This window comes from Salipaludibacillus daqingensis (assembly GCF_029891575.1).
GTDB lineage: Bacteria > Bacillota > Bacilli > Bacillales > Salisediminibacteriaceae > Salipaludibacillus > Salipaludibacillus daqingensis.
The window spans coordinates 142,681-168,665 of sequence record NZ_JARZHF010000005.1 but is presented as its reverse complement, the minus strand read 5'-3'; the positions used below and the strand labels follow the sequence as shown (position 1 = coordinate 168,665).

The 25,985-nt window shown below is 39.8% G+C and carries 21 protein-coding genes and 2 riboswitches; of the genes, 17 read left to right on the top strand and 4 right to left on the bottom strand.

Translation table 11 applies throughout. The features are described from left to right. The first annotated feature begins 14 nt into the window (after positions 1–14). The 15 genes from cobT (at position 15) to ade (ending at position 18,295) form a co-directional block, all read left to right on the top strand. Positions 15–1,079 carry a nicotinate-nucleotide--dimethylbenzimidazole phosphoribosyltransferase gene (cobT, locus tag QDN89_RS11455; RefSeq protein ID WP_280770273.1) on the top strand — a complete coding sequence of 355 codons (1,065 nt, stop codon included), beginning with the start codon at positions 15–17 and terminating at the stop codon, positions 1,077–1,079. 52 nt (positions 1,080–1,131) lie between these two features. Beyond that, positions 1,132–1,329, top strand: a riboswitch (cobalamin riboswitch). A gap of 162 nt (positions 1,330–1,491) precedes the next feature. Then, entirely contained in the window at positions 1,492–2,544 is a 1,053-nt protein-coding gene (locus QDN89_RS11450) for an ABC transporter substrate-binding protein (protein ID WP_280770272.1), read from the top strand. Further along, entirely contained in the window at positions 2,510–3,580 is a 1,071-nt protein-coding gene (locus QDN89_RS11445; protein WP_280770271.1) for a FecCD family ABC transporter permease, read from the top strand. Before QDN89_RS11450 ends, QDN89_RS11445 begins: the two co-directional genes overlap by 35 nt. Beyond that, positions 3,577–5,052, top strand: coding sequence for an adenosylcobinamide amidohydrolase (locus tag QDN89_RS11440; protein ID WP_280770270.1), 1,476 nt, complete (start codon positions 3,577–3,579; stop codon positions 5,050–5,052). The genes QDN89_RS11445 and QDN89_RS11440 overlap by 4 nt, the downstream gene beginning before the upstream one ends. Continuing rightward, positions 5,049–6,014, top strand: coding sequence for an adenosylcobinamide-phosphate synthase CbiB (gene cbiB, locus QDN89_RS11435; RefSeq protein WP_280770269.1), 966 nt, complete (start codon positions 5,049–5,051; stop codon positions 6,012–6,014). Before QDN89_RS11440 ends, cbiB begins: the two co-directional genes overlap by 4 nt. Positions 6,015–6,032: 18 nt before the next feature. Further along, the gene (gene cobD / locus QDN89_RS11430) at positions 6,033–7,115 is read left to right on the top strand and encodes a threonine-phosphate decarboxylase CobD (RefSeq protein WP_280770268.1); all 1,083 of its coding nucleotides are present in this window, start codon (positions 6,033–6,035) and stop codon (positions 7,113–7,115) included. Further along, the gene (locus tag QDN89_RS11425; protein WP_280770267.1) at positions 7,112–7,696 is read left to right on the top strand and encodes a bifunctional adenosylcobinamide kinase/adenosylcobinamide-phosphate guanylyltransferase; all 585 of its coding nucleotides are present in this window, start codon (positions 7,112–7,114) and stop codon (positions 7,694–7,696) included. Before cobD ends, QDN89_RS11425 begins: the two co-directional genes overlap by 4 nt. Positions 7,697–7,701: 5 nt before the next feature. Next, the gene (gene cobS / locus QDN89_RS11420; RefSeq protein WP_280770463.1) at positions 7,702–8,457 is read left to right on the top strand and encodes an adenosylcobinamide-GDP ribazoletransferase; all 756 of its coding nucleotides are present in this window, start codon (positions 7,702–7,704) and stop codon (positions 8,455–8,457) included. Next, positions 8,409–9,050: a histidine phosphatase family protein gene (locus tag QDN89_RS11415; protein ID WP_280770266.1), complete on the top strand. Its 642-nt coding sequence runs from the start codon at positions 8,409–8,411 to the stop codon at positions 9,048–9,050. The genes cobS and QDN89_RS11415 overlap by 49 nt, the downstream gene beginning before the upstream one ends. Then, positions 9,002–9,439 (top strand): bifunctional adenosylcobinamide kinase/adenosylcobinamide-phosphate guanylyltransferase, encoded by a 438-nt coding sequence (locus QDN89_RS11410; protein WP_280770265.1) that lies wholly within the window; start codon positions 9,002–9,004, stop codon positions 9,437–9,439. The genes QDN89_RS11415 and QDN89_RS11410 overlap by 49 nt, the downstream gene beginning before the upstream one ends. A 740-nt stretch (positions 9,440–10,179) precedes the next feature. Then, positions 10,180–11,385 (top strand): aminotransferase-like domain-containing protein, encoded by a 1,206-nt coding sequence (locus tag QDN89_RS11405; protein WP_280770264.1) that lies wholly within the window; start codon positions 10,180–10,182, stop codon positions 11,383–11,385. A gap of 229 nt (positions 11,386–11,614) precedes the next feature. Then, on the top strand, positions 11,615–12,619 hold the full coding sequence (locus tag QDN89_RS11400; RefSeq protein ID WP_280770263.1) for a DoxX family membrane protein: 1,005 nt from the start codon (positions 11,615–11,617) through the stop codon (positions 12,617–12,619). A gap of 226 nt (positions 12,620–12,845) precedes the next feature. Beyond that, complete coding sequence (locus tag QDN89_RS11395) at positions 12,846–14,579, top strand: ABC transporter ATP-binding protein (RefSeq protein WP_280770262.1); 1,734 nt, start codon at positions 12,846–12,848, stop codon at positions 14,577–14,579. Next, positions 14,569–16,410: an ABC transporter ATP-binding protein gene (locus QDN89_RS11390; protein WP_280770261.1), complete on the top strand. Its 1,842-nt coding sequence runs from the start codon at positions 14,569–14,571 to the stop codon at positions 16,408–16,410. The genes QDN89_RS11395 and QDN89_RS11390 overlap by 11 nt, the downstream gene beginning before the upstream one ends. A 148-nt stretch (positions 16,411–16,558) precedes the next feature. Further along, entirely contained in the window at positions 16,559–18,295 is a 1,737-nt protein-coding gene (gene ade, locus QDN89_RS11385; RefSeq protein ID WP_280770260.1) for an adenine deaminase, read from the top strand. A 177-nt stretch (positions 18,296–18,472) separates the two neighbouring features. Here the strand turns inward: ade and thiE are convergent, their stop codons facing one another. The 3 genes from thiE to thiM are packed head-to-tail and all read right to left on the bottom strand — an operon-like array spanning position 18,473 to position 20,801. Continuing rightward, positions 18,473–19,135 carry a thiamine phosphate synthase gene (thiE, locus tag QDN89_RS11380; protein ID WP_280770259.1) on the bottom strand — a complete coding sequence of 221 codons (663 nt, stop codon included), beginning with the start codon at positions 19,133–19,135 and terminating at the stop codon, positions 18,473–18,475. After that, positions 19,132–19,965 carry a bifunctional hydroxymethylpyrimidine kinase/phosphomethylpyrimidine kinase gene (gene thiD, locus QDN89_RS11375; RefSeq protein ID WP_280770258.1) on the bottom strand — a complete coding sequence of 278 codons (834 nt, stop codon included), beginning with the start codon at positions 19,963–19,965 and terminating at the stop codon, positions 19,132–19,134. Before thiD ends, thiE begins: the two co-directional genes overlap by 4 nt. Next, positions 19,962–20,801, bottom strand: a complete 840-nt coding sequence (thiM, locus tag QDN89_RS11370) for a hydroxyethylthiazole kinase (RefSeq protein WP_425335397.1) — start codon at positions 20,799–20,801, stop codon at positions 19,962–19,964. The genes thiD and thiM overlap by 4 nt, the downstream gene beginning before the upstream one ends. A gap of 125 nt (positions 20,802–20,926) precedes the next feature. Then, positions 20,927–21,027, bottom strand: a riboswitch (TPP riboswitch). Positions 21,028–21,101: 74 nt separating this feature from the next. Here thiM and QDN89_RS11365 point away from each other — a divergent pair. Together QDN89_RS11365 and QDN89_RS11360 are read left to right on the top strand one after the other, a co-directional pair. Beyond that, positions 21,102–22,181: a nitric oxide synthase oxygenase gene (locus tag QDN89_RS11365; RefSeq protein WP_280770256.1), complete on the top strand. Its 1,080-nt coding sequence runs from the start codon at positions 21,102–21,104 to the stop codon at positions 22,179–22,181. A 162-nt stretch (positions 22,182–22,343) separates the two neighbouring features. Next, positions 22,344–23,657, top strand: coding sequence for an anaerobic C4-dicarboxylate transporter family protein (locus QDN89_RS11360; RefSeq protein WP_280770255.1), 1,314 nt, complete (start codon positions 22,344–22,346; stop codon positions 23,655–23,657). 50 nt (positions 23,658–23,707) lie between these two features. Here QDN89_RS11360 and recQ read toward each other — a convergent pair whose 3' ends face one another. Next, positions 23,708–25,882: a DNA helicase RecQ gene (gene recQ, locus QDN89_RS11355; protein ID WP_280770254.1), complete on the bottom strand. Its 2,175-nt coding sequence runs from the start codon at positions 25,880–25,882 to the stop codon at positions 23,708–23,710. Positions 25,883–25,985: the final 103 nt, after the last annotated feature.

Genomic DNA, 25,985 nt, shown 5'->3' with positions numbered 1-25,985 from the left:
AGAAGGTCAAGAAGATGGAAAAAACAATGAAACAAATTTCTCCGAAAGATAAACAAGTAGGGAAAGAAGTACTTGCGCATTTAAATGATTTGACGAAACCAAAAGGGAGTCTTGGAAGGTTAGAGGAACTAGCGATTCAACTTGCAGAAATGACAGGAGATATGTTTCCGACTATATCTCCACCTGGATCGATTGTGTTCGCGGCAGATCATGGAATTGCAAATGAAGGCGTATCGGCTTACCCTCAAGAAGTGACAGCCCAGATGGTCTATAATTTTTTAGGCGATGGCGCGGCAATCAACGTATTGACGAAAGAAATTAACGCCATGTTTGAGATCGTAGATATTGGTGTTGCATCTGATTTAGATGGAGATGGGTATGTTGCCAAAAAAGTGAAATATGGAACGGCTAGTTTTTTACGTGAGAATGCGATGTCGAGAGAAGAAGCGCAACAAGCAATGGAAGTAGGGATGGAAGTCGCGGAAAAGATGATCGACAATGGGGCTAAGTCACTGATATTAGGTGAAATGGGGATTGGAAACACGACGAGCAGCAGTGCAATCCTTGCGTTATTAAGCGAGGGCGATCTAGAGGATATCGTAGGGAGAGGCACAGGAATAACGGAGGAAATGCTCCAAAAAAAACGAGAAGTAATTCAACAAGCATTAGCTGAGCGTCAACCAGACCGTAACGACGTCCTTGATATATTATCGAAAATAGGTGGACTAGAAATTGCCGGAATGACAGGAGCGATGTTAAAAGCAGCGTCAAGACGAACACCTATTATAGTCGATGGGTTCATTTGCACGATATCAGCGATATTGGCAACAAAATTATCTGAAAATGTTTCGGACTATTTCATATTTAGTCATCGTTCTGAAGAAAAGGGGCATGGCCTAGCTCTCGACTTGCTTCACGCGAGACCCATATTAGACTTGGGTCTTCGACTAGGTGAAGGAACTGGAGCAGCTCTCGCCTTTCCGATATTAGAATCTTCGTTGCAAATTTTAAAAAAAATGGCTACGTTCTCTTCCGCTGGAATTTCTAAAGAACAAAAGTCGATAAAGGTAAAAAATTAAATTTACATTATATAAAAACTGGATTATACTGAATTTATTAGCAAGAGTATTAATTTCATATATGCAACGAGGTTCTTTAAACAATCCGTTTAAAGTTAAAAGGGAAGTCGGTTTAAGTCCGACACGGTCCCGCCACTGTAAGCGTTTAGGAAAGCTACGAATATCCCACTGTGTTTTTTATTTTCACGGGAAGGGGTAGCTGATCCGATGAGACGTAAGTCAGGAGACCTGCCTAGTTGTTTGTAAACACCTTCGAGGAAAAGGGATGTTTTAATGTTCACAGGATAATCAATGACACTTTTTGGTAAGATGAAAAGTTGTCTGGATCCAACCGTGACTTTTACATTCAACGCTTTCCTATAGGGAGAGCGTTTTTTATTTCGGAGAAAAAGAAAACATAGGAGGAGAAGTGATGAAAAAGATGATGCAAAAGTGGGGGCAATTAACGATCGTTTCAGCGTTATTATTGATCTTGATGACGGCTTGTGGAGACAATGCGAATGGTGACGTAGAAAATGTAAATGGTGATAACGAAGGAACGACGGAAGAATCCGTTAATAACAACAAAGATGAAAACGCTAGCGAGAACGATGCAGATGAAGGAAATGAAGCAAGTGGAGATGAATTTCCAGTCACCGTTACCGATAGTACGGGGGAAGAAATCACGATTGAAAAAGAACCAGAAACAATCGTATCGTTATTGCCTAGTAATACAGAAATTGTGTTTGAACTAGGCGCGGGTGACCGATTAATTGGTGTATCGGAGTATTGTAATTATCCTGTAGAAACGGCAGATATTGATGTTGTAGGTGCGCAAGATATGGATGCAGAATTGATCTTATCGATGGAGCCAGATTTGGCACTTGTTCAAGGCTACCATGCGCAAAATCATTCCGATATTTTGGATCAATATGAAGAAGCAGGGATTGATGTCATCGTTATTGAAGGAGGCAACTCTTTCGAAGAAGTGTATGATGCGATTGGGTTACTAGGAACGGTTACAGGAACTACAGACAAAGCAGAAGAAATTGTGACAGACATGCAAGAAAGCTTAGCGGAAATCAAGGAACAGGCATCCGAAATTTCTGAAGAAGATCAGAAAAAAGTGTGGGTAGAAGTAGCTCCTTCTCCAGACATTTTTACAACAGGCCAAGGAACATTTATGCACGAAATGTTAGAAGCGATTCATGCAGTAAATGCTGCGGGAGAACAAGAAGGTTGGGTCAATATGACGGAAGAAGAAATTGTTTCGTTAAATCCAGATGTGATTGTCACAACGTACGGATATTATGTGGAAGATCCAATCGATGAAGTAGTGTCACGTGAAGGTTGGTCAGATATCCCTGCGATTGAGAATGAAAGAATTTATGATGTGGATAACGACACGGTCACTCGACCAGGACCAAGGTTAATCGAAGGAGTGGAAACACTTGCCGAGCTCGTCTACCCAGAAGTTTTTGAATAAGCGAATATTCTGGGTCTATCTAATTAGTGGGGGATTTGTACTTAGTACAATCCTCTTTGGTCTATTTATAAGTAGTGTGACGATCCCTGTACCAAACATCATCCACATCATTTTTGACAATGTGTTTGGCTGGCAGTTGGTCTCAGACATACCGAACAATCAAGAGAGTATTATTTGGGATATTCGACTTCCCCGTGTGCTGTTAGCGTTTAGTGTCGGGGCATCACTAGCACTGGCGGGTGCGGCGTTTCAAGGATTGCTCAGAAATCCGTTAGCTGATCCTTACACGATTGGTGTATCGTCAGGGGCAGCATTAGGGGCAGTCATTGTCATATTTTTTCAACTGACGATTGTTGGACTAGGAGCATTCACCCTTCCTTTTATTTCTATTTTAGGTGGTTTCATCGCTCTTATGCTCGTTTTTGGTCTTGTCAAAATCGCTAGTCGGAGCATGGCAATTGAAACGATTATTCTAGCAGGTATTATTATGAGTTCATTTATTGGTGCGATCATCTCGTTAATCATTTCACTTGGCGACCAAGATTCGATGACACAAATTATTTACTGGCTTTACGGAAGTGTTGGTATGAGAGGGTGGAGCCATGTGCAATTAATTGTTCCATTTATGGTGGTCGGAATGTTTGTATTGTTGATTCATTATAGAGAATTGAATGCCCTTGCTTTAGGGGAAGAAGCAGCGGAACATATCGGTGTGAATGTGAAAAGAGGGAAATATTTCATTTTAGGTGGTGCATCACTATTAACGGGAGCGTCAGTTGCCGTGTCTGGAACGATTGGATTTGTTGGGTTAGTTATTCCACATTTGGTTCGTCTCATTACTGGACCTAACCACCGTCATGTCCTACCTTTATCATTTCTTGTCGGTGGAGGATTTCTAATTATAGCTGATTTAGTTTCAAAAACAATTATTGCACCAAAAGAGCTCCCGATCGGAGTTATTACCGCATTGATTGGAGCTCCAGTTTTCGCACTGTTGCTGATTCGAAATCGGCTTGGAAAGGGGAAAACGCTATGATCCAGGTCAAAGATCTTGAAGGTGGCTATACGACTAACCGACCGATTATTCGTGGAGTTGATTTCAAGATCGGAAAAGGAGAATTCTTTGGACTGCTTGGACCGAACGGAAGCGGGAAAACGACGCTTTTTAAATTGATCACCGGTAGTCTTCCGATGAAAACAGGTGAAATTGCGATTGATGGTCAACTTATTTCTAAGTTATCACCACTTGAAAAAGCGAAACAAATGGCCGTTCTAACGCAAGAGGCTCACGTTTCATTTGATTTTACAGTGGAGGAAATTGTAAGTCTTGGACGATACGCCTTTCAAAAAGGTGTTTTTAAGAGTTTATCGAAAAACGATCGAATGATCATTGAAGAAGTAATGGAGCTTGCAAATGTTGTTTGTTATCGCGATACTCAGTTTCGGCTTTTAAGTGGTGGTGAAAAACAGCGGGTGCTTCTTGCAAAAGCATTGGCTCAACAACCAAAAGTCCTTTTATTAGATGAACCGACAAACCACTTGGACGTAAAACATTCGTTTTACATGCTCGATTTATTGAAAAGATGGCAAAGGGAACATAAGTTAACCATTTTTGCTATTTTACATGATCTAAACGTTGCTTCTCTTTACGCCGATCGAGTTGCCCTATTAAATAAAGGAACGTTTCAAAAGGTTGGTGGTGTTGACATCCTTAGAAATGAACAACAGTTGGAAGATGTTTATGAGGTGAAAGTGACGGCACACTCTCACCCTCACGTGCCAAAACCGCAGCTATTGATGACGCCAAACTTAGAAGAACCAAAAGCCAAGAAAGAATTAAACGAATCGTTTAAGTTAGAACAAAATGAAGGGTTTATTCATCTGGAATTTGACGAACCATTAAGAACAATATCCAATAGTGTGATTGGAGAAGGAATCCAATGGTTGAAGCATTTCTGTAACTTCCATGTGAACAAAAATTATGACGGCGGAGATCCTATTGATGATATGGAAAACTGGATGAGTAACTGGGGAATTCCCACAGAGCTATCTGCTGGAATGATGACAGCCGTTCAACTAGAGGATATGGTTCTTGTTAATAAGACGGAACATGGCATGCAGTTAGTCGTTATGGTCACAGCTGGAGTCGGAAATGCCGTTGATATAACAAGTTCTGGAATGGACGAAAGAATCAATCAGATAGGTACGATTAATACGATGGTATTTATTGACGCTCATTTAACGGATGGAGCTCTTGTCAATGCTTGTACGTCAGCTACGGAAGCGAAAACGAAAGCTTTGCATGACCTAGGCGTAAAAGATCCATTTACAAACACGCATGCAACAGGTACTTCCACAGATAGTATCTTAATTGGTGTCACACAAAGAGGGGAAAAAACACCATATGCTGGCTCAGGGACGGTTGTAGGAAAAGCAATAGGGAATGCTGTTTACGAAGCAACAAAAAAAGCGACAGTAAAATCGAAATCTAGGTTAGATCGACGATGATCGACTTTTTAATTGAAACAAGAATTTGGATCATTACAGCAGCGATCTTACTTGATATTATCATTGGTGACCCGAAGTGGTTGCCTCATCCAGTCATTGGTTTTGGAAAATTGATTTCGTTTCTTGATAAAAAGTGGAACCATGGATCAGCCCGTCGAAAAAAAAATCATGGTATTCTCACGACAACAGTAGTTGTAGGTGTTGTAATCATCGGTTCGGTAAGTATTTTAGGTCTGTTTTACCACATACACGTGTTAGTTGGAATGTTGGTAGAGGTGTATCTTATTTCGTCAACGATTGCGATCAAAGGATTGAGACAAGCCGCTTTGCAAGTCGCTCTCCCTTTATCACAAGGGCATTTAGTCGAAGCTCGATATGAATTGAGTATGATCGTTGGTCGGGATACTCAAAAACTGGAGGAAAAAGACATTGTCCGTGGGGCAGTAGAAACAGTTGCTGAAAATACAGTGGACGGGATTACCGCTCCGCTGTTTTGGGCTTTTATTGGCGGTGCACCACTGGCAATGGCATACCGTTCGATTAACACACTTGATTCCATGGTGGGATATAAAAACGAGCGGTACAGTGAATTTGGTTGGGCCTCAGCAAAACTTGATGACTTGGTGAATTGGGTGCCAGCAAGAATCACGTCGCTAACGTTTTGGCTTGGTTCGTTTTTTATGAAAGGATCTAGGTGGCGAAAAGCATGGCTCGTAACGATGAGAGATGCGAAAAAACACCCTAGCCCTAACAGTGGGTGGTCGGAAGCCATGGTTGCCGCTCTAATGGGGGTGCAGTTAGGTGGAAGAAATGAATACAAAGGTATTGTTTCACACCGAGCGGAAATGGGTGATCCGTTGCAGCCTTTAACTTGTCAGCATATCTACAAGTCAATTGGACTCATGCATGGTGGATGGATCTTGTTTTATTTACTCTTTTCGTTTATTTGGTTTGTTATTTAAAAAGTGGAGGGATAGGATATGGAAATCCAATGGCCAGACCATGGTGGACAACCTACAGAGATGAAACGAAAATTCCATATAGAGAAGGATGTTATCGATTTTAGTGCAAATATCCACCCTTTTGGTCCTCCTTCTTGGCTGAAGGAAGCATTAAAAAATAGTTATGATCAAATTAGCCATTATCCAGATCCATCCTATGCAAAAGCGAATCGTAGTTTGGCTGCATTTGATCAGGTTCATGATGAGGAAGTGCTCGTGACAAATGGCGGAGCGGAAGCGATATTTTTAACGGCAAAGTTATTTGAAGGGAAACATGCGCTCATCATTCAGCCAACCTTTTCTGAATATGAACGAGCTTGTAAGCATTACCACTTAGAAGTGGAAGATGTTTTTTTACATATGAACGATGAATGCCGACTTCCATTAGAACAAATCATCGAGCAGTTAGATTGGGCGGACGTCGTCTTCCTCTGCCGTCCAAATAACCCAACAGGGACAGTTGCACAAGAATCAGACATAAGGAGAATATTGGAGAAGGCTAAAAAGACTGGCACATTCCTCGTCGTTGATGAAGCGTTTGTTGACTTTTTAGGCGATGGTGCAAACTTAGTTCATCTGTTAAAAGATTATGAAAATCTCATTTTATTAAGGTCTTTAACAAAAATGTACGCCATACCAGGTGTTCGAGTAGGTTATTTGTTAGCGAACCGTGAAATTATTAAATTGTTAAAACAATGGCAGATTCCATGGAGTGTGAATGCTTTTGCTGAGGCTATCATTCCAGCGATCGTAAATAATCAGTCATTTGTTTCGGTGTCGCAACAATTTTTCCGAGAGGAATTAGCACGAATAAGAGAACAATTAGTGAAGCTGAATTTCTATATGTCTCCGTCAGCCGTTAATTTTTATCTTCTGAGAGATAATGAGAAACCTGATTCAACAGGGGAATTATTTCATTTTTTATTCCATCACGGCGTCCTTCCTAGACATACAGATAATTTCAAACAGTTAAACGGAAATTACCTTCGATTTGCAGTTCGATCTCAACAGGATAATGACTTGCTTTTGAAGGCGCTTGCCGATTGGAGGGATCGAGGATGATTATTTTTGTGTCTGGTGGAGCGAGATCTGGAAAAAGTCGTTTTGCTGAAGAAAAGGCAATGATGATTCATCACCAACGAGACATTCCTAGTCGTCTAGTATATGTTGCTACAGCAAAAATCACAGATGATGAAATGGCAGAACGAATTCGTTTCCACAAAGAGGACCGAACAGAATCGTGGCATACGATAGAAGAACCTTTCGATCTGGCATCCATTCCTCTAAAAACGAAGATCGGTGACGTCGTTTTAATTGATTGTCTGACAATTTGGTTAAGTAACATGCTTTATTCATCAGATACACACGGGTCATCTTTTTTCACGGAATTTAACGAAGTGAATCAAATTGGTGTGATAAACATGCTTCAAACGCTTATCATGAAGGCAAAAGAAAAACATCAGACGCTTATATTTGTGTCCAATGATGTTAATGAAGGGGAACCAATGGTGATGGATTCGATGGTTCTAGACTATATTTACGAGTTGGAACGGATTCATCAATACGTCGTTAAACAAGCAGACTCAGCTGTGCAAGTGATTGCAGGGATGGCATTGGAGTGGAAGGGAGAAGAATTTTCGTGAAAGAAATGATATACGGATTTTTATTAGCAGTGCAATTTCTTACGAGAATTCCAGTTCCAGTGGAATGTCCATGGAACGAGAGGACGAGTAGATGGGCGATTCGGTTTTATCCTACAATTGGAATAGTCATAGGAGGGATTTTAGTAGGGATAGGACTTTTACTAATTTCTTATGTTCCAGCTGAATTTCTCACACTTATTATCATTTCGCTCTGGGTATGGTTAACAGGCGGACTCCACTTGGATGGATTAATGGATGTAGCTGATGCTGTTGGATCTAATGCCCCTCTAGAAAAAAAGTGGCAGATTATGAAAGACCCACACGTTGGGAGCTTTGGGATCATTACGCTATTTTTTCTGCTGATCTGGAAGACGATGATGATTTATTTACTATTAAGTACTTTTTCAACCGATCATCTTATTGGATTTCTTGTGATTGGTGCATTGGCTAGGTTTGCAGCAGTAGCTTTACTAGTATTCCTACCAACTGCTAAAAAACAAGGGTTAGCATGGCATTGGAAACAGAATATTAGTGTTGTTGATGCAGCTTATTCTTTCATTCCTATTATTATTTTGCTCATGTTTTTACCTGAGTACATCGTTATTGTGCCGATATTTCTCCTTTTTCTTTGGTTATATAGTTTATGGGTTATGCGGTCGTTTAAAGGAATCAACGGTGATCTAATAGGCACAGCAATTGAAGGAGGGGAAATATGTGCGCTTTTGCTCGTTTGGATCTTTATCTCATTCGTCATGGGGTAACAACTTGGAATAAAGAAAAACGTTATTTAGGTCACTCGGATGAACCAGTAGAAAAGGATCGACTGAAAGATTTATTTGCTATCAAAAACGAATTAAAAGACGTTTCATTTGATGGGGGGATTTGGACGAGCGACCTTAAACGCTGTCAACAAACCTTGCAATATCTTCTTCCTGAAAACTTCTATAACGTGGATGAACGTTTAAGAGAATACAACTTCGGTGATTGGGAAGGAAAAACGTATGATGATTTAAAAGAGATTGTCGAGTATAGACAGTGGATCGATAATTGGCAAGGAAATCGTGCTCCAAGAGGTGAAACAGGTAAAGGTTTTACTGAGAGAATTCAAAGTTGGGTGGATGAGTTTTTCTCCGAAATAGAAGAACCTTCTGCTAGTTTTTGTAAAAATTGTCTTGTCGTTACACACGGTGGGGTGATCCGATATCTTTTATCGACGTTAGATGGCTCAAAGTCATTTTGGGACTGGCGCGTGAATCATGGAGAAGGCGTAAAATTATCATTTATCTTTAGAGAGGGGAAATGGGAATGCAGCTCATTATCGGCGGTGCCTACTCCGGAAAAAGGAAACTCGTAAGGAACCAATATAATAATAAGGTTGATTTAAGCTGGTTATCAAGTTATGAGTCGTCGACACTTGGTAGGTGGAGAGAAGTTTGGCAGCAGGACCATCACCTTGTCATAGAAGGTTGGGAAACTTGGCTGTGTGAAGATGTTCGTTCCATCACCTCCCTTTCTGATCTTCGTCAAAAGTACAATAAAATGTTTAAAGAACTCATAAATGAAGAAACGATTAGAAATAAACAAGTCATTTTAATCATGCTTGAGATGGGAAAAGGGATTGTCCCAGTTGAAGGAGAAGACCGCCGAATGCGTGATTTGGCTGGTTGGATTCAGCAAGATGCAGCATCGTTATCAACAGACGTCTTTTACGTGTGGCATGGGCTTTCGCGACGGATGAAATAGTCCGTCGTTTTTTGGGGTGGGGAAAACAGGCGAGATTGCACCGATTCATCGGAGGAAGAGGGAATGAATGGGTCTAACCGGGAGACTTAATTATGTAATGTCTTTTCCAAGTTGCTCCTTCTTGTTGAAAAATTGAAGAAAGATTGAGGTCATATATGCGCATCGATTGCAAAAGTCGCCTAAATAGTGTTTCCGTTCGCCTTAATTGTAAATGAGGGTTCTCAATTTCATAACCTGATGCGGAATACCACTCTTCTCCTTTAACAAGATTATTTAAATGTTTTTCGAGGTCTTCTGAAAAATTCAGTCGAGGTTTTAAGCATTTTAACATTTTCAATTCATATGGTTCCATTCGGTTATATAAAAACATGGTTATCATTCCATTCAGAGGGATCGCTCTGTTACTATGTAAAGCGAATAGATGTGGTAACACAGCACCTCGATTAATCGGGGAAGGGATCGGGGCATAGGCCTATTTCGCAACAGAGCGTGTGTTCTAAAGTAATCATATAAAATCTATATTAGAAAAACAAGACGAACAAAAAAATATTTTTTCGAACGCACGTTCTAGTAAATGGAATAGCCATCCTCCCTTCTCAAAGCACTTTCCCTTTCCTCGTAAACAGTTTCAATGAATCTCAAAATACCCATCAAAAAAGCCAAAGTTTATGTTATGATATTAATTATCTGATTTTTCGAATTAGTTAAATATTTTTTCAGTGAAAAGGATGGGGAGTTTTGTGAAATATGGTTTTGCACAACGAGTTCGTTACATGCGATCTTCGGCCGTAAGGGAAATTCTAAAAGTTGTTAACAAAGAAAATGTTATCTCATTTGCAGGGGGGCTTCCGGATGAGGAGTTATTTCCAGTAGAAGCGGTTCGACAAGCATTTGATAAGGCGCTTACTTCTGGAAACAAGACGTTACAATACGGAGAAACGGAAGGTGTTCTGGATCTTCGCAATATGTTAGTGCAGAGGATGATGAAGAAAGGAATCGACCGAAAAGCGGAAGATATTTTAGTGACATCAGGCTCGCAACAAGCAATTGATTTATTTTCGAGAATTATGTTCAATCCGGGTGATATTGTTTTAACAGAAAACCCAACTTATCTTGCCGCTCTTCAGGTCTTTAACTCTTATGAAGTGAACATTGTTCCAGTCAAGTCGGACAAAGATGGAATGCTAGCAGACGATCTTGAGGAAAAAATTTGGAGGTTAAAGCCAAAATGTATTTATGTTGTTCCTACCTATTCAAATCCGGATGGTAAAGTTTGGTCCCTTGAACGGCGCAAACATTTGTTAGCTTTAGCGAAAAAATACCATGTCGTCATTTTTGAAGATGATCCTTACGGCGATCTTCAATTTGATTCTGCAGAAAAAGTTCCACCGCTTGCTTCGATGGACGATAATCAATTTGTATTATATACGAGTACGTTTTCGAAAACGGTTGTTCCAGCTTTAAGAACAGGATGGATCGTCGGCCCACATCAGATTATTCGACTAATGGCTCAAGCAAAACAAGCGACAGACTTACACACGAATTCGTTATCGCAACATGCATTGATACATTTAATGAATGACTTTGATCTCGATGGTCATATTCAGACCTTAATTTCTGCTTACAGGGAAAGAATGCATATAATGAGAGACCTTCTTGATAGCGCAGGCAGTGAAGGCGTAAGCTATGTGGAACCACGCGGAGGCATGTTCCTTTGGGTGACAATGCCAAAGCATGTGAATACAACAAAATTGCTAAACTCTGCAGTTGATAATGGAGTTGCGTTTGTTCCTGGAGCACCTTTTTATGTAAAAAAACCAAATCAAAACACGCTTCGTCTAAATTTTACAAATGCAAAACCAGACCTTATCAAAGTTGGAATGGAACGGCTTGTTTCTGTTATTGATGAAGTGAATTCTCAGGAGAATATAGAAGTGAACTCTTAATTTTTCCGGAAAAATTAAATAATAAATAGAATAAACAGTCCAAACGCTCATTTTTCAGTGAGCGTTTTTTGTTACTTTACCTGTTTCCCGAACTTACATAAGAAATGGGATGAGTAATGTTACACAAATGAGCAAAGGGAGAACGACATAGTTGTTGAATTTTGCTGTCTAGTAGTCGGTTCGTATATAATAAAGCGAAGAAATCAGAAATAAAGGAGATGTCTGCCCATTGAAGCGGTTTATCATTAAATTTAACATGATCCTTGTGGCATTGTTGGTCATCCCTACTTTAGCCGGTCACGCTCACGTGAAATGGTTTACGGAAACAGAACCAGTGAGAGCACCGATCGAAGAAATTATTAGTCCTTTATTTATTTCGTTAGCGATATTGACTGCCGTAATATTAGCTATTTTACCCCAACTCGTTCCGAAAACGATGAATATTGATCTACTTAAGAAAGTCGAAAAAAAATTAGCGACGTTTAGACCCTTTACGTTTCCTATTATAAAATATGGGGCGGCATTAGCGATCATTATTCAAGTTTTTACAGGAGGACTTTTTGCACCAGAATTATTGGCTCCAAGTGATTTGTTAGCGGTTTTTCCATGGGTAGCGATCGTTCTTCTAGTGATACCAAATAAGTATGCATCCAAAGGTGCAGGAATCATTCTTTTCATTCTGTTTGGACTTACGACGTGGGAATATGGTATCTTTCACATGCTTGACTATGCATTTTATCTCGCTGTCATTTTTGTATTGCTTTTTCATGGAACGAAACTTCATGACTGGAGTTTCCCATTTTTATATTTGGCGACAGGGTTATCTCTTTGTTGGGTTGCTGTTGAGAAATTTGTTTATCCTACGATGGCAACGGATGTAATTATGAACCACGGTGTACCTACGTTTGGATTTGCACCTGAAACGTTCGTTATTTTAAGTGCTTATATCGAATTTGTTGTTGGGTACCTTCTCGTCGTAGGGATTCTCAACCGATTACTCGCGCTCGTCTTAACGCTTATTTTCGTATCGACAACGATGCTGTTTGGAATGACAGAAATAATTGGACACTTGATGATCCATATTATTTTAGTTACGTTTATTATCGAAGGAGTATCTTTTTACCGACCACCAATTGACATGCACCATACACCTTTCGAAAAAATCGTGTTTATCTTTCTAAATTTTTTGTTTGTCCTAGCAACGATTCTACTCATTTACTATCGTTTTGCTTAAGATGAAAAAGTAAAACCATACTATGTTTACCAGGGGCCTTAAGTATAGGCCTCTTTTTCGTCCTTAAATGGACGAACCGACCAACCGAGAAGGACGAATCGTATCGTGATCTTTCTTTAAAAAAATATGGTAAAGTGTAAAGCAGAAGTGTTTACAATTTCTAAACAATACGAAAAATAGCTATGAAAATCAACGAACATAACATCTTTGAAGGAAGCGATACAAAATGAAAACTGTTTTTTCTTTTTTGGGGCCATATCGTTTAGCTATTATGGTTGCGCTTACGCTAACGTTAGTAGAATTGTCTGTTGAGCTAGTTCAACCGCTGCTCATGTCTAAAATTATAGATGATGGAATTATGCAAGAAGACTTAACGGTAGTCATGACATGGGGTGGTGTCATGGTAGGACTTTCGTTAGTAGCTTTTGCAGCAGGGATTATAAACTCTTTTTATGCCGCACACGTTAGTCAACATACAGGGTTTGATTTGAGAGGGAGACTATTTGGAAAAGTCCAGTCGTTTGCTTTTTCAAACTTCAGTCAGTTTCCAACATCGTCATTAATGACAAGAATGACAAACGATGTGAATCAGATTCAAAATACGATTTTTATGAGTTTAAGGATTATGCTTCGAGCTCCTTTATTAGTTATTGGATCTGTTATCATGGCGTTGTTTGTAAACGTGCAGCTAGCACTTATTCTCGTTGTTACAATTCCGATACTAGTCACGTTTTTATTATGGCTCATGCGAAAAGCTGGGAGATTATTCAAAGCGGTGCAAGCTCGCGTTGATCAAGTGAACAACGTTGTTCAAGAGAACTTAACAGCGATACGCTTAATCAAATCATTTATCCGGAGAAAGCATGAATCAAGCCGTTTTACAACTGCATCAGACGACCTTCGTAATAAAACAGTAAAAGCGCTTCGTCTCATTGAAACAACGATGCCTGTCATTCTTCTCGTCATGAATGGAAGCATTATAGCTGTACTTTGGTTTGGAAGCATTGGAGTCAATACTGGTGGAGCTACGGTAGGGGAAGTTGTTGCTATCGTAAACTATGTGACACGTATGACTGGAGCGTTATCTATATTTTCCATGATCATCATTATTTTTTCTAGAGCAAGAGCTTCATCAGAGCGAATTGCAGATGTGTTAGAAGTAGATGTGGACTTAAAAGACGCCGAAGATCTCGATCATGCACCGACGATAACAGAAGGTAGTATCCAATTCGATCGCGTGTCTTTTCGCTATCCTGGAACAGAGAAACGAATCCTTGAAGACATTTCGTTTGAAGCGAAACCTGGGGAAACGGTGGCAGTACTTGGCGCTACAGGTTCAGGGAAAACGTCGATGTTTCAACTGATTCCAAGACTTTATGATATAGACCGTGGTACGGTTTGGATTGATGGGCATGATATTAGGAAAATGAAATTAAAGCATCTACGCCGACAAATTGGTTACGTGCCACAAGAAGCGATGCTTTTTACCGGTTCTATTGAAGAAAACTTGTTATGGGGAAAAGAAGATGCGTCAAAAACCGAGATGGAGCAATCATTAAAAGATGCACAAATCCATGATACGGTCATTGAACTACCGAATGGTTCCGAAACCGTCATCGGACAGCGCGGTGTTAATTTATCTGGAGGACAGAAGCAACGGATTTCCATTGCTAGAGCTCTCGTTAGAAAACCGAAAATCTTACTTTTTGATGACAGTACTAGTGCACTAGACGTAAAAACGGAAAAGCGACTATTAAAAGCATTGAAAAACTACTCATGCACAACGATTATGATTACGCAAAAGATGAGTACGACGATGAATGCGGATCAAATTTTGTTAATGGAAGATGGTCAAATTGTAGCTCGTGGCACACATGAAGAGTTATTGAAGAACTCTACCCTCTATCAGAAAATATTTGATTCACAGTTTGGGAAGGAGAAGGCAACGTATGTTAAATAAATTAACGGAACCGTTTAAACATGAAAAAATGCCTCTTCAAGATCCTTCTTCAACTGAGAAACAAGGAAATACGTCCACTAAGAAACGAGCACAAGATTGGAAAGGAACATTGAAACGAATTTGGAGCTATCTTGCTGAAAGTAAGGGTCGTTTATTTCTCGTATTAGTAATGATCTTTTTAAGCTCATTCTTTGCTTTGTTAGGTCCTTTTATCGTTGGTGTTTCCATCGATGAATTTATTGTTGAGCAAGATACAACGACTCTCGTCTGGGTATTAATTGGACTAGCAGTCATTTACGTATTCCATTCTATTTCTGTATTTTTGCAGCATTTTTGGATGGTGAGGATTGCGCAAAAAACCGTGTTTACGATGCGAACGCAATTATTTGATCATCTTCATAAACTCCCAATACCGTTTTTTGATAAGCGAAAACATGGAGATTTAATGAGTCGTTTAACAAATGATATGGAGAATGTCAGTAATACGCTGAATAGTTCTGTGATCCAAATTTTCGCAAGTTTATTAACGCTTATCGGAACGATTTCCGTCATGTTATATTTAAGCCCGTTGTTGACGCTAATTACGTTAACGATCGTACCTGCTATGGTTGTTGGAATGAAGTGGATCACTAATCGTACTGGGAAACTATTTAAAGCGCAGCAGTCAAACCTCGGAGAATTAAATGGATATATACAAGAATCCATGTCCGGCCAACGAATCATCAAAACATTTTCTCAAGAAGAGAAAGTGATGCATGGATTTGAAGAACGAAATATGGAGTTGCGGAAAGCAGGTTTTTGGGCACAAACGATCTCAGGATTTATCCCAAAACTAATGAATATGCTGAACAACTTAAGCTTTGCGATTATTGCTGGTGTCGGAGGGATCTTCGTTTTAAATGGGATGATAACGATTGGTGTTATCGTCATTTTCGCAGAATATGCGAGACAATTTACGCGTCCGTTGAATGATTTAGCGAATCAATTTAATACGTTGTTATCGGCGATTGCAGGGGCAGAACGTGTCTTCTCGATAATGGATGAACAAGATGAATTAAGTGATGAAATTTGGCAAGAGGAGTTGCAAGATGTGAAAGGCGAGGTTAGTTTTGACAACGTCTCTTTCTCTTATGAAAAAGAAGGAAATACCGTAAAAGATATCACGTTTCATGCGTCCGTTGGAGAATCAATTGCGTTTGTTGGGCCAACAGGAGCGGGTAAAACGACGATGATCAGTTTATTATCGAGGTTTTATGATCCCGATAACGGTGTGATTACTGTTGATGGGGTCGATACTTCCAAGATAAAACGGGAATCGTTACGAAAACATATGGCTTTTGTTCTGCAAGATTCGTTTCTCTTTCAAGGGACGATACGAGAAAATATTCGTTACGGTCGATTGAATGCGACTGATGAGGAAGTAGAAGAGGCAGCGAAACTTGCCAATGCTCATTCTTTTATTGATCGTATGCCTGACAAATATGATACACCAATTAATGCAGAAGGCGGTGGCATCAGTCAAGGGCAGAAACAATTACTCTCGATTGCGAGAGCCTTGTTAGCCGATCCAGCAATTCTCGTCTTAGATGAAGCAACGAGCAGCATTGATACAGTGACAGAACTGAAAATACAAGAGGCACTGCAGCGATTGATGAATGGCAGAACGAGTTTCGTCGTTGCCCATCGTTTAAATACAATTCAACAGGCAGATCAAATTCTCGTATTGCAAGAAGGAAAATTAATTGAAAAAGGATCCCATCATGAATTATTAGAAGAAGATGGATTTTATGCTGATTTATTTTATAGTCAATTAAAACGCGAAGTTGGATAAATCATGGAAGAATATGTGACAATTCATTGAATGTAGATAGACGTCTGACATCTATTTCGTTATAATGGACTTACTTACTCATTTGATGACAAAACTGCTCCAGGTGGATCCTGGAGTTTTTTTCAAAAAAAGAAAAGGAGACAAAACGATGGATGAAAAAGCGAAATTAACGAAGCGAATTCAAGTCTCAAATAAACAACAGCCGGCTGATTTAGTCATTAAGAACGGAAAAATTGTTAACGTATTCACGTTAGAGGTTGAATCAGGTGATGTGGCGATTTTTGACGGAAAAATCGTAGGCATAGGTGATTATAATGGTGAAAAAGAAGTCGATGCAGCAGGTAAATTCATCGTTCCAGGTCTGATTGATGGGCACGTTCACATCGAATCATCAATGGTTCCACCAAGTCATTTTGCTCACGTAGTCGTTCCACATGGTGTCACAACGATCGTGACAGATCCCCATGAAATTGCAAACGTAGCTGGTGAAGAAGGTATCCAATTTATGTTAAATGATTCAGAAGGGATCCCGTTAGATGCTATGTTCATGCTGCCTTCTTGTGTTCCGGCCACGCCGTTTGAAAATTCAGGAGCGAATTTAACTGCTGAAAACTTGGAGCCATTTTATGAACACGAGCGGGTATTAGGTTTAGCGGAAGTGATGGATTATCCTTCTACGGCAGCAGCTGATCAAGGTATGGTGAATAAACTAAATGATGCAAGAGCGAGAAAACGAGTTATAGATGGTCATGGAGCGGGATTAGATGATCATGCGATGAACATTTATGGAACCGCTGGAATTACGACGGATCACGAGTGCACAACGGCTGAAGAAGCTCACGAACGTCTAAGGAAAGGGCTCTATGTTTTGATTCGTGAAGGTTCTGGAGCAAAAGATTTAGAAGCACTTATTCCACTTGTGAACGAAAAAAATGCACGCCGATTTTTATTCTGTACGGACGACAAGCATTTAGACGAACTGATGGAAAAAGGTAGCATCGATGATAATATTAGACTTGCGATCAAGCAAGGATTAGATCCGATGTTAGCAGTGCAACTTGCAACGCTTAATGCGGCAGAATGTTACGGTCTGAAAACGAAGGGTGCTATTGCCCCAGGTTTTGAGGCAGACTTGCTTCTCGTCGATGATTTACAATCATTTACCATTTCTGACGTCTATAAAAATGGTAAATTAGTGGCAGAGCAAGGAGAGATGCTGCTAGAGGAAAAAACCGTCAAAAAGCCGAATGAATCTTTGTTAAATACGGTTAAATTACCCGGAGTGACAAAAAAGAGCTTGCAAATAAAGTCGTCTGAATCGGGAAAAGCAAATGCGATTAAATTGATTCCAAATAGCCTTGTAACGGAAAAAATTGTTGTAACTCCTTCTAAAGAAGACGGTAATTTTACTGCTAGTGTGGAGCATGATTTGATGAAAATGGCCGTTATCGAACGACATCACTTAACAGGTAATATTGGATTAGGTTTGATTGAAGGTTTAGGTTTTAGTGATGGCGCAATAGCCTTAACGGTAGCCCATGATTCACATAATTTAGTGACAGCGGGCACAAATGATGAAGATATGATCAAAGCAATAGAAGAAGTAAGTAAAGTTCGTGGAGGTTTGGTCCTTGTGAAAGAGGGCGAAGTCATTGCAAAGTTGTCGTTAGATATTGCTGGACTTATGTCTTCAGGGACGAAAGTAGATGCCTATAAAGGCTTAAAGCAACTTGATGAAGGGCTTGAAGAATTAGGATTTAAAGGTAATTTTAATCCTTTCTCAGCATTGTCATTTATGTGTTTACCGGTCATTCCAGAACTGAAACTAACCGATTTAGGTTACTTTGATGGGACTCTTGGAAAGCACATATCGATAGAAGCATAAAGAGTTTAAAGCAGCACCCTTTTGTTAGGGTGCTGCTTTTGTTTTTGTGCTTTCTTGTTTCTTTGGATTGGGGGTGGGGTTGTGTTTGGTTCGGGAGGTCATAGTGCCGACGAGCGAGCGGAACGGGGGCGAAAGGAAGTGAAAGAAGTAGATAGTTCCTTTCAGCCGCTGCCAGTTTCATGAGTCCCTTTTACATTCTCTTTGAAACTCAGCCGCAGCCTGTTTAGCAGATGGTGCTGAAGCGATAGCAGAGATGAGTGATACCCCATCTGCGCCTGCTCGTAAGATGTCTCCGGTACGTTGCGCAGTAATCCCTCCAATCGCTACAATTGGAACATGAATTCCATGTCTTCGCATGTGTGTAATCATTTCTGGACCACACACATCTTCCGCATCTTTCTTAGATGTTGTCGCAAACATGGGCCCTACGCCAATATAATCAGCACCATTTTCTACTGCAATTTTTGCTTCTTCCAATGTGTGCGCCGATACACCGAGAATCATTTTTTCACTAATTTGTTGTCTAACATTATAAGCATTGGCATCTTTTTGACCAACATGAATACCATCTGCATCGACTTTAATCGCTAAGTCCACATCATCATTGACGATAAACGGGATGTGATGAGCGTGACAAATCTGCTTCAAAGTAGTCGCCATTTCTGCCTTCTCATCTCCGATTAAAGAACCTACTCCCTTTTCGCGAAATTGGAAGAGAGTAACGCCACCTGAAATGGCTTCCTTAAGAACTTTTGGCAAAGGTTTTGTGACGTTATTTGTGCCACTAATAAAATAAACTTTCAACTTTTCTTTTAAAAAATCCGATCTAGGCACGGTCATTCTGTTTCAACCTCCATTTCTTCCAGTAACGGTTCTTTGGAATGACGAAATGCTGCGTGTTTTGTTGGTCCTGGACCTTCTCCAATAGAAAATCCTTCTAAAATAGCGAGATGAATAAATTTCTTTGCTTCTTTTACAGACTGCACTATAGGCATTCCTTTAGCCAGGTTTGCTGTGATCGCTGCAGCATACGTACAACCAGTTCCATGGGTATGTTCCGTATCGATTTTTGGTACGGAAAAATAATGGAAATTATCGCCGTCAAACAATATATCGATTATTTTATCAGCGTCTTCCTCATGACCACCTTTTAAAAGAACGGACTTTGCCCCCATGGCATGAATGGCTTTCACTGCTTTTTTTCGATCAGCTAATGTTTCTAAAGGCATGCCGGTAATTTCCTTAGCTTCAGGAATATTAGGCGTGATAATTGTTGCTTTAGGGATCAGCTTTGTTATTAAAGCTTCCATCGCTTCTTCGTGTAACAATTTAGAACCAGATGTTGAAACCATAACAGGATCAACAACGAGTAAAGGCCATTTATATTGCTCGGCCATATCGACAACGATGTTAATCCGTTCCTTATCAAATAACATACCTGTTTTTACTGCGGCCGCACCGATGTCGTCCATGACAGAGGTGATTTGTTGGATTACTCCTTTCGGATCGACGGGATAAACACCTTGGACGCCTGTTGTATTCTGAGCAGTAATTGCTGTTATCGCAGTCATTCCAAATACGTCTAACTCTTGGAATGTTTTTAAATCTGCTTGAATACCAGCTCCTCCCCCACTATCAGAGCCAGCAATCGTTAGTACTTTTGGTATCATAGTGAATCTCCCTCCGTGTGATTAAATTTATGGATTCGTACCCAATGGTCAATTTCTTCGGAAGATATCTGATATAATACGTCTAAAAAGTGTGTCTGGAAATGGCCTGGACCCATATTTGGTTGTTTTTCAGCAGCTACTTGTGCACTAATTCCATAAAAGGATACGGCAGATGTGACCGCTTCTAACAGATCATCATGAATAGCTACGAAAGCTCCAACGATGGAGCTTAATAGACAACCAGCTCCGGTTATTTTAGATTGAAGGAAGTGACCGTTATCAACGGTATAAACGTGATCACCATCTGTTATCACATCGGTTTCACCAGTTAGGGCAACGACAGTATCCCATGTTTTTGCAACTTCTTTAGCAACGGTTACGACGTTGTCCATTTTTGCAGTGGAATCAACTCCACGCATTTCTACTGTCTGATCCGTTAAGTTAGCAATTTCCCCAGCGTTACCTCGAATGACAGCGATGTTTAGCTCGGTTAATAAGTGTTTTGCCGTTTCGGTTCTAAAGGAAGTAGCACCAACTCCGACCGGATCAAGAATAATTGGTGTTCCGGCTTTATTGGCGGCCTTTCCAGCTAGAAGCATGGCATGAACTTCTCGTTTCGTAAGCGTTCCGATATTTAAAACTAAAGCTTCGGCTATTTTAGCCATTTCCTCTACTTCTTCCTCCGCATAAGCCATCACTGGACTTGCTCCAATTGCATAGAGTCCATTCGCTGTAAAGTTAGTTACTACAACGTTTGTAATGTTATGAATCAGTGGCGATGTTTCTTGAATTATTTTTCTTAACGTATGAATCGGTAGTGTTGTCATCGTCATCATCCTTTCATATTAAAATACTAGTTATTGAGTAACTGTCTTGGATCATTTTACTAACAGATGATTTATTACGATTGTCATCAAAAAAGCGCTGTTCCTAATGGAACAGCGCTTTGGCTAATCGTTAACCTCGCTACGTTCCACTTTCCTACGCTGGTATCATCCAGATCAGGTTCAAAGGGATCAAGCAAAGCTCTGTCTCAGCCAATCGGCACCCCTAGTGGTTAAATATTTACTTTAATCTCTTCTTTATATTATCATAGGATGAATCTACCTTACAAAAAAATGATTAGGGTGAGTAAAATGAATGCACTATATAAAAAAGCAGAGGACTTTATTTGTCGTTGTTACGAAGAATTAAATAAGCCTCAAGCTATTAGAGAAAGGTTAGCTGAAATCAAACTAGAAATAGACAGAAAAGGTACATATAAGCATACATTCGAAGAGTTAGAGCACGGAGCAAAAATGGCTTGGAGAAATGCAAACAAATGCATCGGCCGTTTGTTTTGGGATACGTTAACCGTCAAGGATGAAAGAGCATTACTCAATGAAAAGGAGGTATTTCAAGCATTAGAGAATCATATTCGTTATGCTACGAATGAAGGGCGTATTCGACCAACAATGACAATTTTTGCCCCTCGTAAAAAAGAAGAGTCTCCTGTTAGAATAGTGAATCATCAGCTCATCAGATATGCTGGATATGAACGTGAGGGGAAAGTGATTGGAGATCCTGCCTCGATTGCATTTACAAACCTTTGTTTATCATTAGGGTGGCATAGCAAAGAGACACAATTTGATCTTTTACCACTTGTTATAAAACTAAACAGTGGGAAACTCATTTGGCGATCATTGAATGAAGCTGATATTCTCGAAGTGGCGATTAAGCATCCAGAAATATCGAAAATAAATGATTTACATATGAAGTGGTATGCTGTGCCGATTATTTCAGACATGTTGCTAGAAATTGGTGGGATAGAATACCCTACAGCACCATTTAACGGATGGTACATGGGAACGGAAATTGGAGCAAGGAATTTAGCTGACGAGGGTCGTTATCATTTTCTACCAGCTGTAGCAGATAAAATGGGACTTGATACGTCAAAGGCTTCTTCGTTGTGGAAAGACCAAGCTCTCGTAGAACTTAATCGAGCAGTATTAGATTCGTTTCATAAAAAAGAAGTTAGTATCGTTGACCACCATACAGCGGCGGAACAATTTAAGACATTCGAAAAAAAGGAACAGGCAGCAGGAAGAAGTGTAACCGGAACTTGGAGTTGGCTTATTCCACCCATGTCTCCTGCGACAACGAATATTTTTCATAAAGAATATAACGATCAGACGGTTTCTCCTAACTTTCATTACCAGCACCAATTAGTTGAGTGAATAACAATACCAAAAAATGATGAAATTTAAAGAGGAGAAATGTGACTAATTATTGAAAAACGAATTATTTGTGAAATATTGAGCAAAACCATTTCATTTTCTAAAAGAAGCGGTATGATCAAATCAGAAACATAAATTTGTTGTAAAGAAGAGGTGAGTCAGATGTTTTGGTTAGAGTTTGCAGTTGTCATTATAGCTATTTTTATTGGTGCAAGAATTGGGGGCATTGGACTAGGTGTTATGGGTGGTGTGGGTCTCGCGATTCTCGCGTTCGGTTTCAATCTTGAGCCGACTGCACCACCAATTGATGTCATGTTAATGATTGTTGCTGTTGTTACAGCGGCAGGGTCATTACAAGCAGCAGGTGGGATGAATTATCTCGTTACGATAGCGGAAAAAGTATTACGAAAAAATCCAAATAGGATCACCTTCATGGCCCCTATTGTTACGTACTTTTTCACATTTTTTGCGGGAACGGGTCATGTTGCATATACATTGTTACCTGTTATTGCTGAGGTAGCACAAGAGTCAAAAGTTCGACCAGAGCGACCGATGTCTATCGCGGTTATCGCATCTCAACAAGCGATTACAGCTAGTCCGATTTCGGCTGCAACAGTAGCACTACTAGCGTTATTATCCCCATTTGATATTACGTTACTTCAGATCTTAGGTGTAACGATTCCGGCTACTTTTGTTGGGATAATGGTTGCGGCATTTGCTATTCGTAGAAAAGGTGCAGAGCTTGAAGATGATCCAGAATACAAGCGGCGCTTAGAAAAAGGTCTTGAACCGATTCGAGCAGAAAAAGAAAAAGCTGTTGTTACAGGATTATCAAAGATTTCGGTTTTGTTCTTTATGGTTGCTGCGGTGTTGATAGTATTATTAGGAAGTTTTCCAGATCTTCGTCCTTCATTTGCCGCTGACGGAGGCGAAATGGTCACATTATCAATGCCTTACACGATTCAAATTATTATGTTGACCGTTTCTGCATTAATCATTTTAATTTGTAAAGCCAATGTTCAACAATTGGCTGAAGGAAGCGTATTCCGAGCTGGAATCGTTGCTGTCGTAGCTATTTTTGGTATCGCATGGATGGGGGATACTTTCTTCCAAGCAAATATGGATACGATTGAACCGGCTGTTCAAAGCATGGTCACTGCGGCTCCTTGGATTTTCGCAGTAGCATTGTTTATTATGTCGATTCTATTAAACAGCCAGGCAGCTACTGTTGGAGCACTTGTGCCATTAGGTATTACTCTTGGAATTAACCCTTTATTCTTGATCGCAATGTTCCCAGCGGTTAACGGATACTTCTTTATACCAAACTACGGTCCAATCATTGCTGCTATAAGTTTTGACCGTACAGGAACGACCAAAATCGGTAAGTATGTGTTAAACCACAGCTTTATGATTCCAGGTCTCGTTACAACAGTTGTAGCTGTTGCATTAGGATTTTTGTTTGTATTGTTCTTATAATGAATGGGAAATCCCCATGCTCATCTAGCATGGGGATTTTTTGACTGCAATCATTGACTTTTTTCTGCAACAAACTGCTGGTATTTATTTATAAAAACACGAATTGTAAAGTAATCAATCTCTTCAGGTAATGCTTCTTTAATAGGCTTCATTCCATTTTCAAGACCAATTTCGTCTACTACTTTTTCTACGAGCGACATGTGTTCTTTTTCAACAAGACGATCAAAATCGATATCATAACCATCGTCAGCTGCTTGTAAAAAGTGACTTTGCACTGTCGTCTGTTTTATTTGCCGTGCTTCGCATATTTGTTCAATAGAGTAACCTTGTTTATACATTTCTACTGTTGTCACAAAACTAGGTGTTTTATCTTTTTTTATCCCAATTCCATCAGCTTTTGATTCTGGATTCATGTTAGAAGGATTGGATAAATTAGAAGAACTCTTTTCATCAGGATTCTCATCTAAATAATTTGCGATAACTTGAAGGAATTGCTCTCCATAAGAATCGACTTTCATCTGACCAATCCCTTTAACATCTAATAAATCACTTTCCGTTTCAGGTAGTTTGGCGCATAAATCATTTAACGTTTGATCTGAAAAAACCATGTATGGAGCTACGGCATGCTCTTTTGCAAGAGTTGTTCGAAGTTCACGTAATTTTTCAAATAGAGGGTGCTGTTTGGAAAGAACAGTTGTCTGTTTGGCCTGTTTTTTCTCGACTTTTTTTTCTCCTTTTAACACAGCTATCGTATTTTCAGTAAGTTGCAAGACTGGGTAATTCCCACCACTCATTTTTAAAAATTGAGAGGCAACGAGATAGTCAATAAACTGACTCACTTCTTTTTGTGTGCGATCTTTCATCAAACCGTAGGTAGATAAACGATTAAATGAGAAGTCTTTCACCTTTTTGTTGGAAGAACCGACAAGTACTTGGGCAACCATTGTTTTTCCAAACCGTTCGTCCATTCGTTTTATGCAAGAGAATACCATTTGAGCTTCTCTCGTTACGTCAACCGTGTTTCGATTGTCCACACACTCCGAACAACGTCCGCATGGAGAGATGTCATTGTCACTAAAGTAATCAAGGATGTATGCTTGTAAACACATTTCAGTATGACAATAATTGACGATCGCTTGAAGTTTACTATATTCTTGCTCTTTACGTTCCTCTGCCATCGTTGATTGATCGATAAGAAATTGTTGAATTCGAATATCTTGTGGGGTAAATAGCAGAATACATTCACTATCTTCGCCATCTCGTCCTGCACGACCTGCTTCTTGATAGTAGCTTTCAATATTTCGAGGCATCTGCGCATGAATAACAAAACGAACATTTGATTTGTTTATCCCCATACCAAACGCATTTGTTGCAACCATTACTTGAGTATTGTCATAAACAAAGGACTCTTGCATTTGTCGTCGTTCATCTGAAGTTAATCCGCCATGGTATTTACCAACGGAAATTCCCATTTTTGTCAATTTCTCGTGGAGACGTTCTACTTCTTTTCTCGTTGCTGCATAAATAATGCCAGAATAATGACCGTTACGCTTTAAATAGTCTTTAATATACATGTCTCGGTCCATTCCTTTGACGACATGGAACGATAAATTTTCTCTCGCAAAACCAGTTTGAATAACATTGTCAGATTGAATGGATAATGCTTGGCAAATATCATCTGTTACTTCGGGTGTTGCCGTTGCGGTGAGAGCTAATACAGCTGGTTGTCCAGGTAACTGTTTAATAAGACTAGGAATTTTTAAATAACTAGGGCGGAAATCATGACCCCATTGAGATAAGCAATGAGCCTCGTCGACGGCAAGTAATGAGATAGGCAGCGATTGAAGCATTTGCAAAAATCCAGAAGACTCTAGTCGCTCAGGAGCAACATATACGAGTTTGTGAATACCTTGACGAATGCCATCAATCCTGTCCCGAACTTCTTCATGGCTTAAGGAGCTATTAATATAAGTCGAATCGATCCCCACTTCTTGAAGTTCATCTACTTGGTCTTTCATCAATGAAATAAGAGGGGAGATAACGAGTGTCACACCAGAAAAAAGAAGAGAAGGAATTTGATAACAAATGGATTTCCCTCCACCCGTCGGCATAACACCCATCGTATTTTTATGATCAAAAACTTTAGCAAGAATATCTTTTTGTCCTTTTCTAAAATCATCATATCCGTAATGTTCTTTTAATTTTTGTTCAGCCTTTTTCAGCATGTTTATCCTCCAAAACGTCCTAATAATTTCATCCTTCACTTAGTGTACAAGATCAACAGGCTGAAATACTAGAGGCAATCGAAGAAAAAAGAATCATAGATCA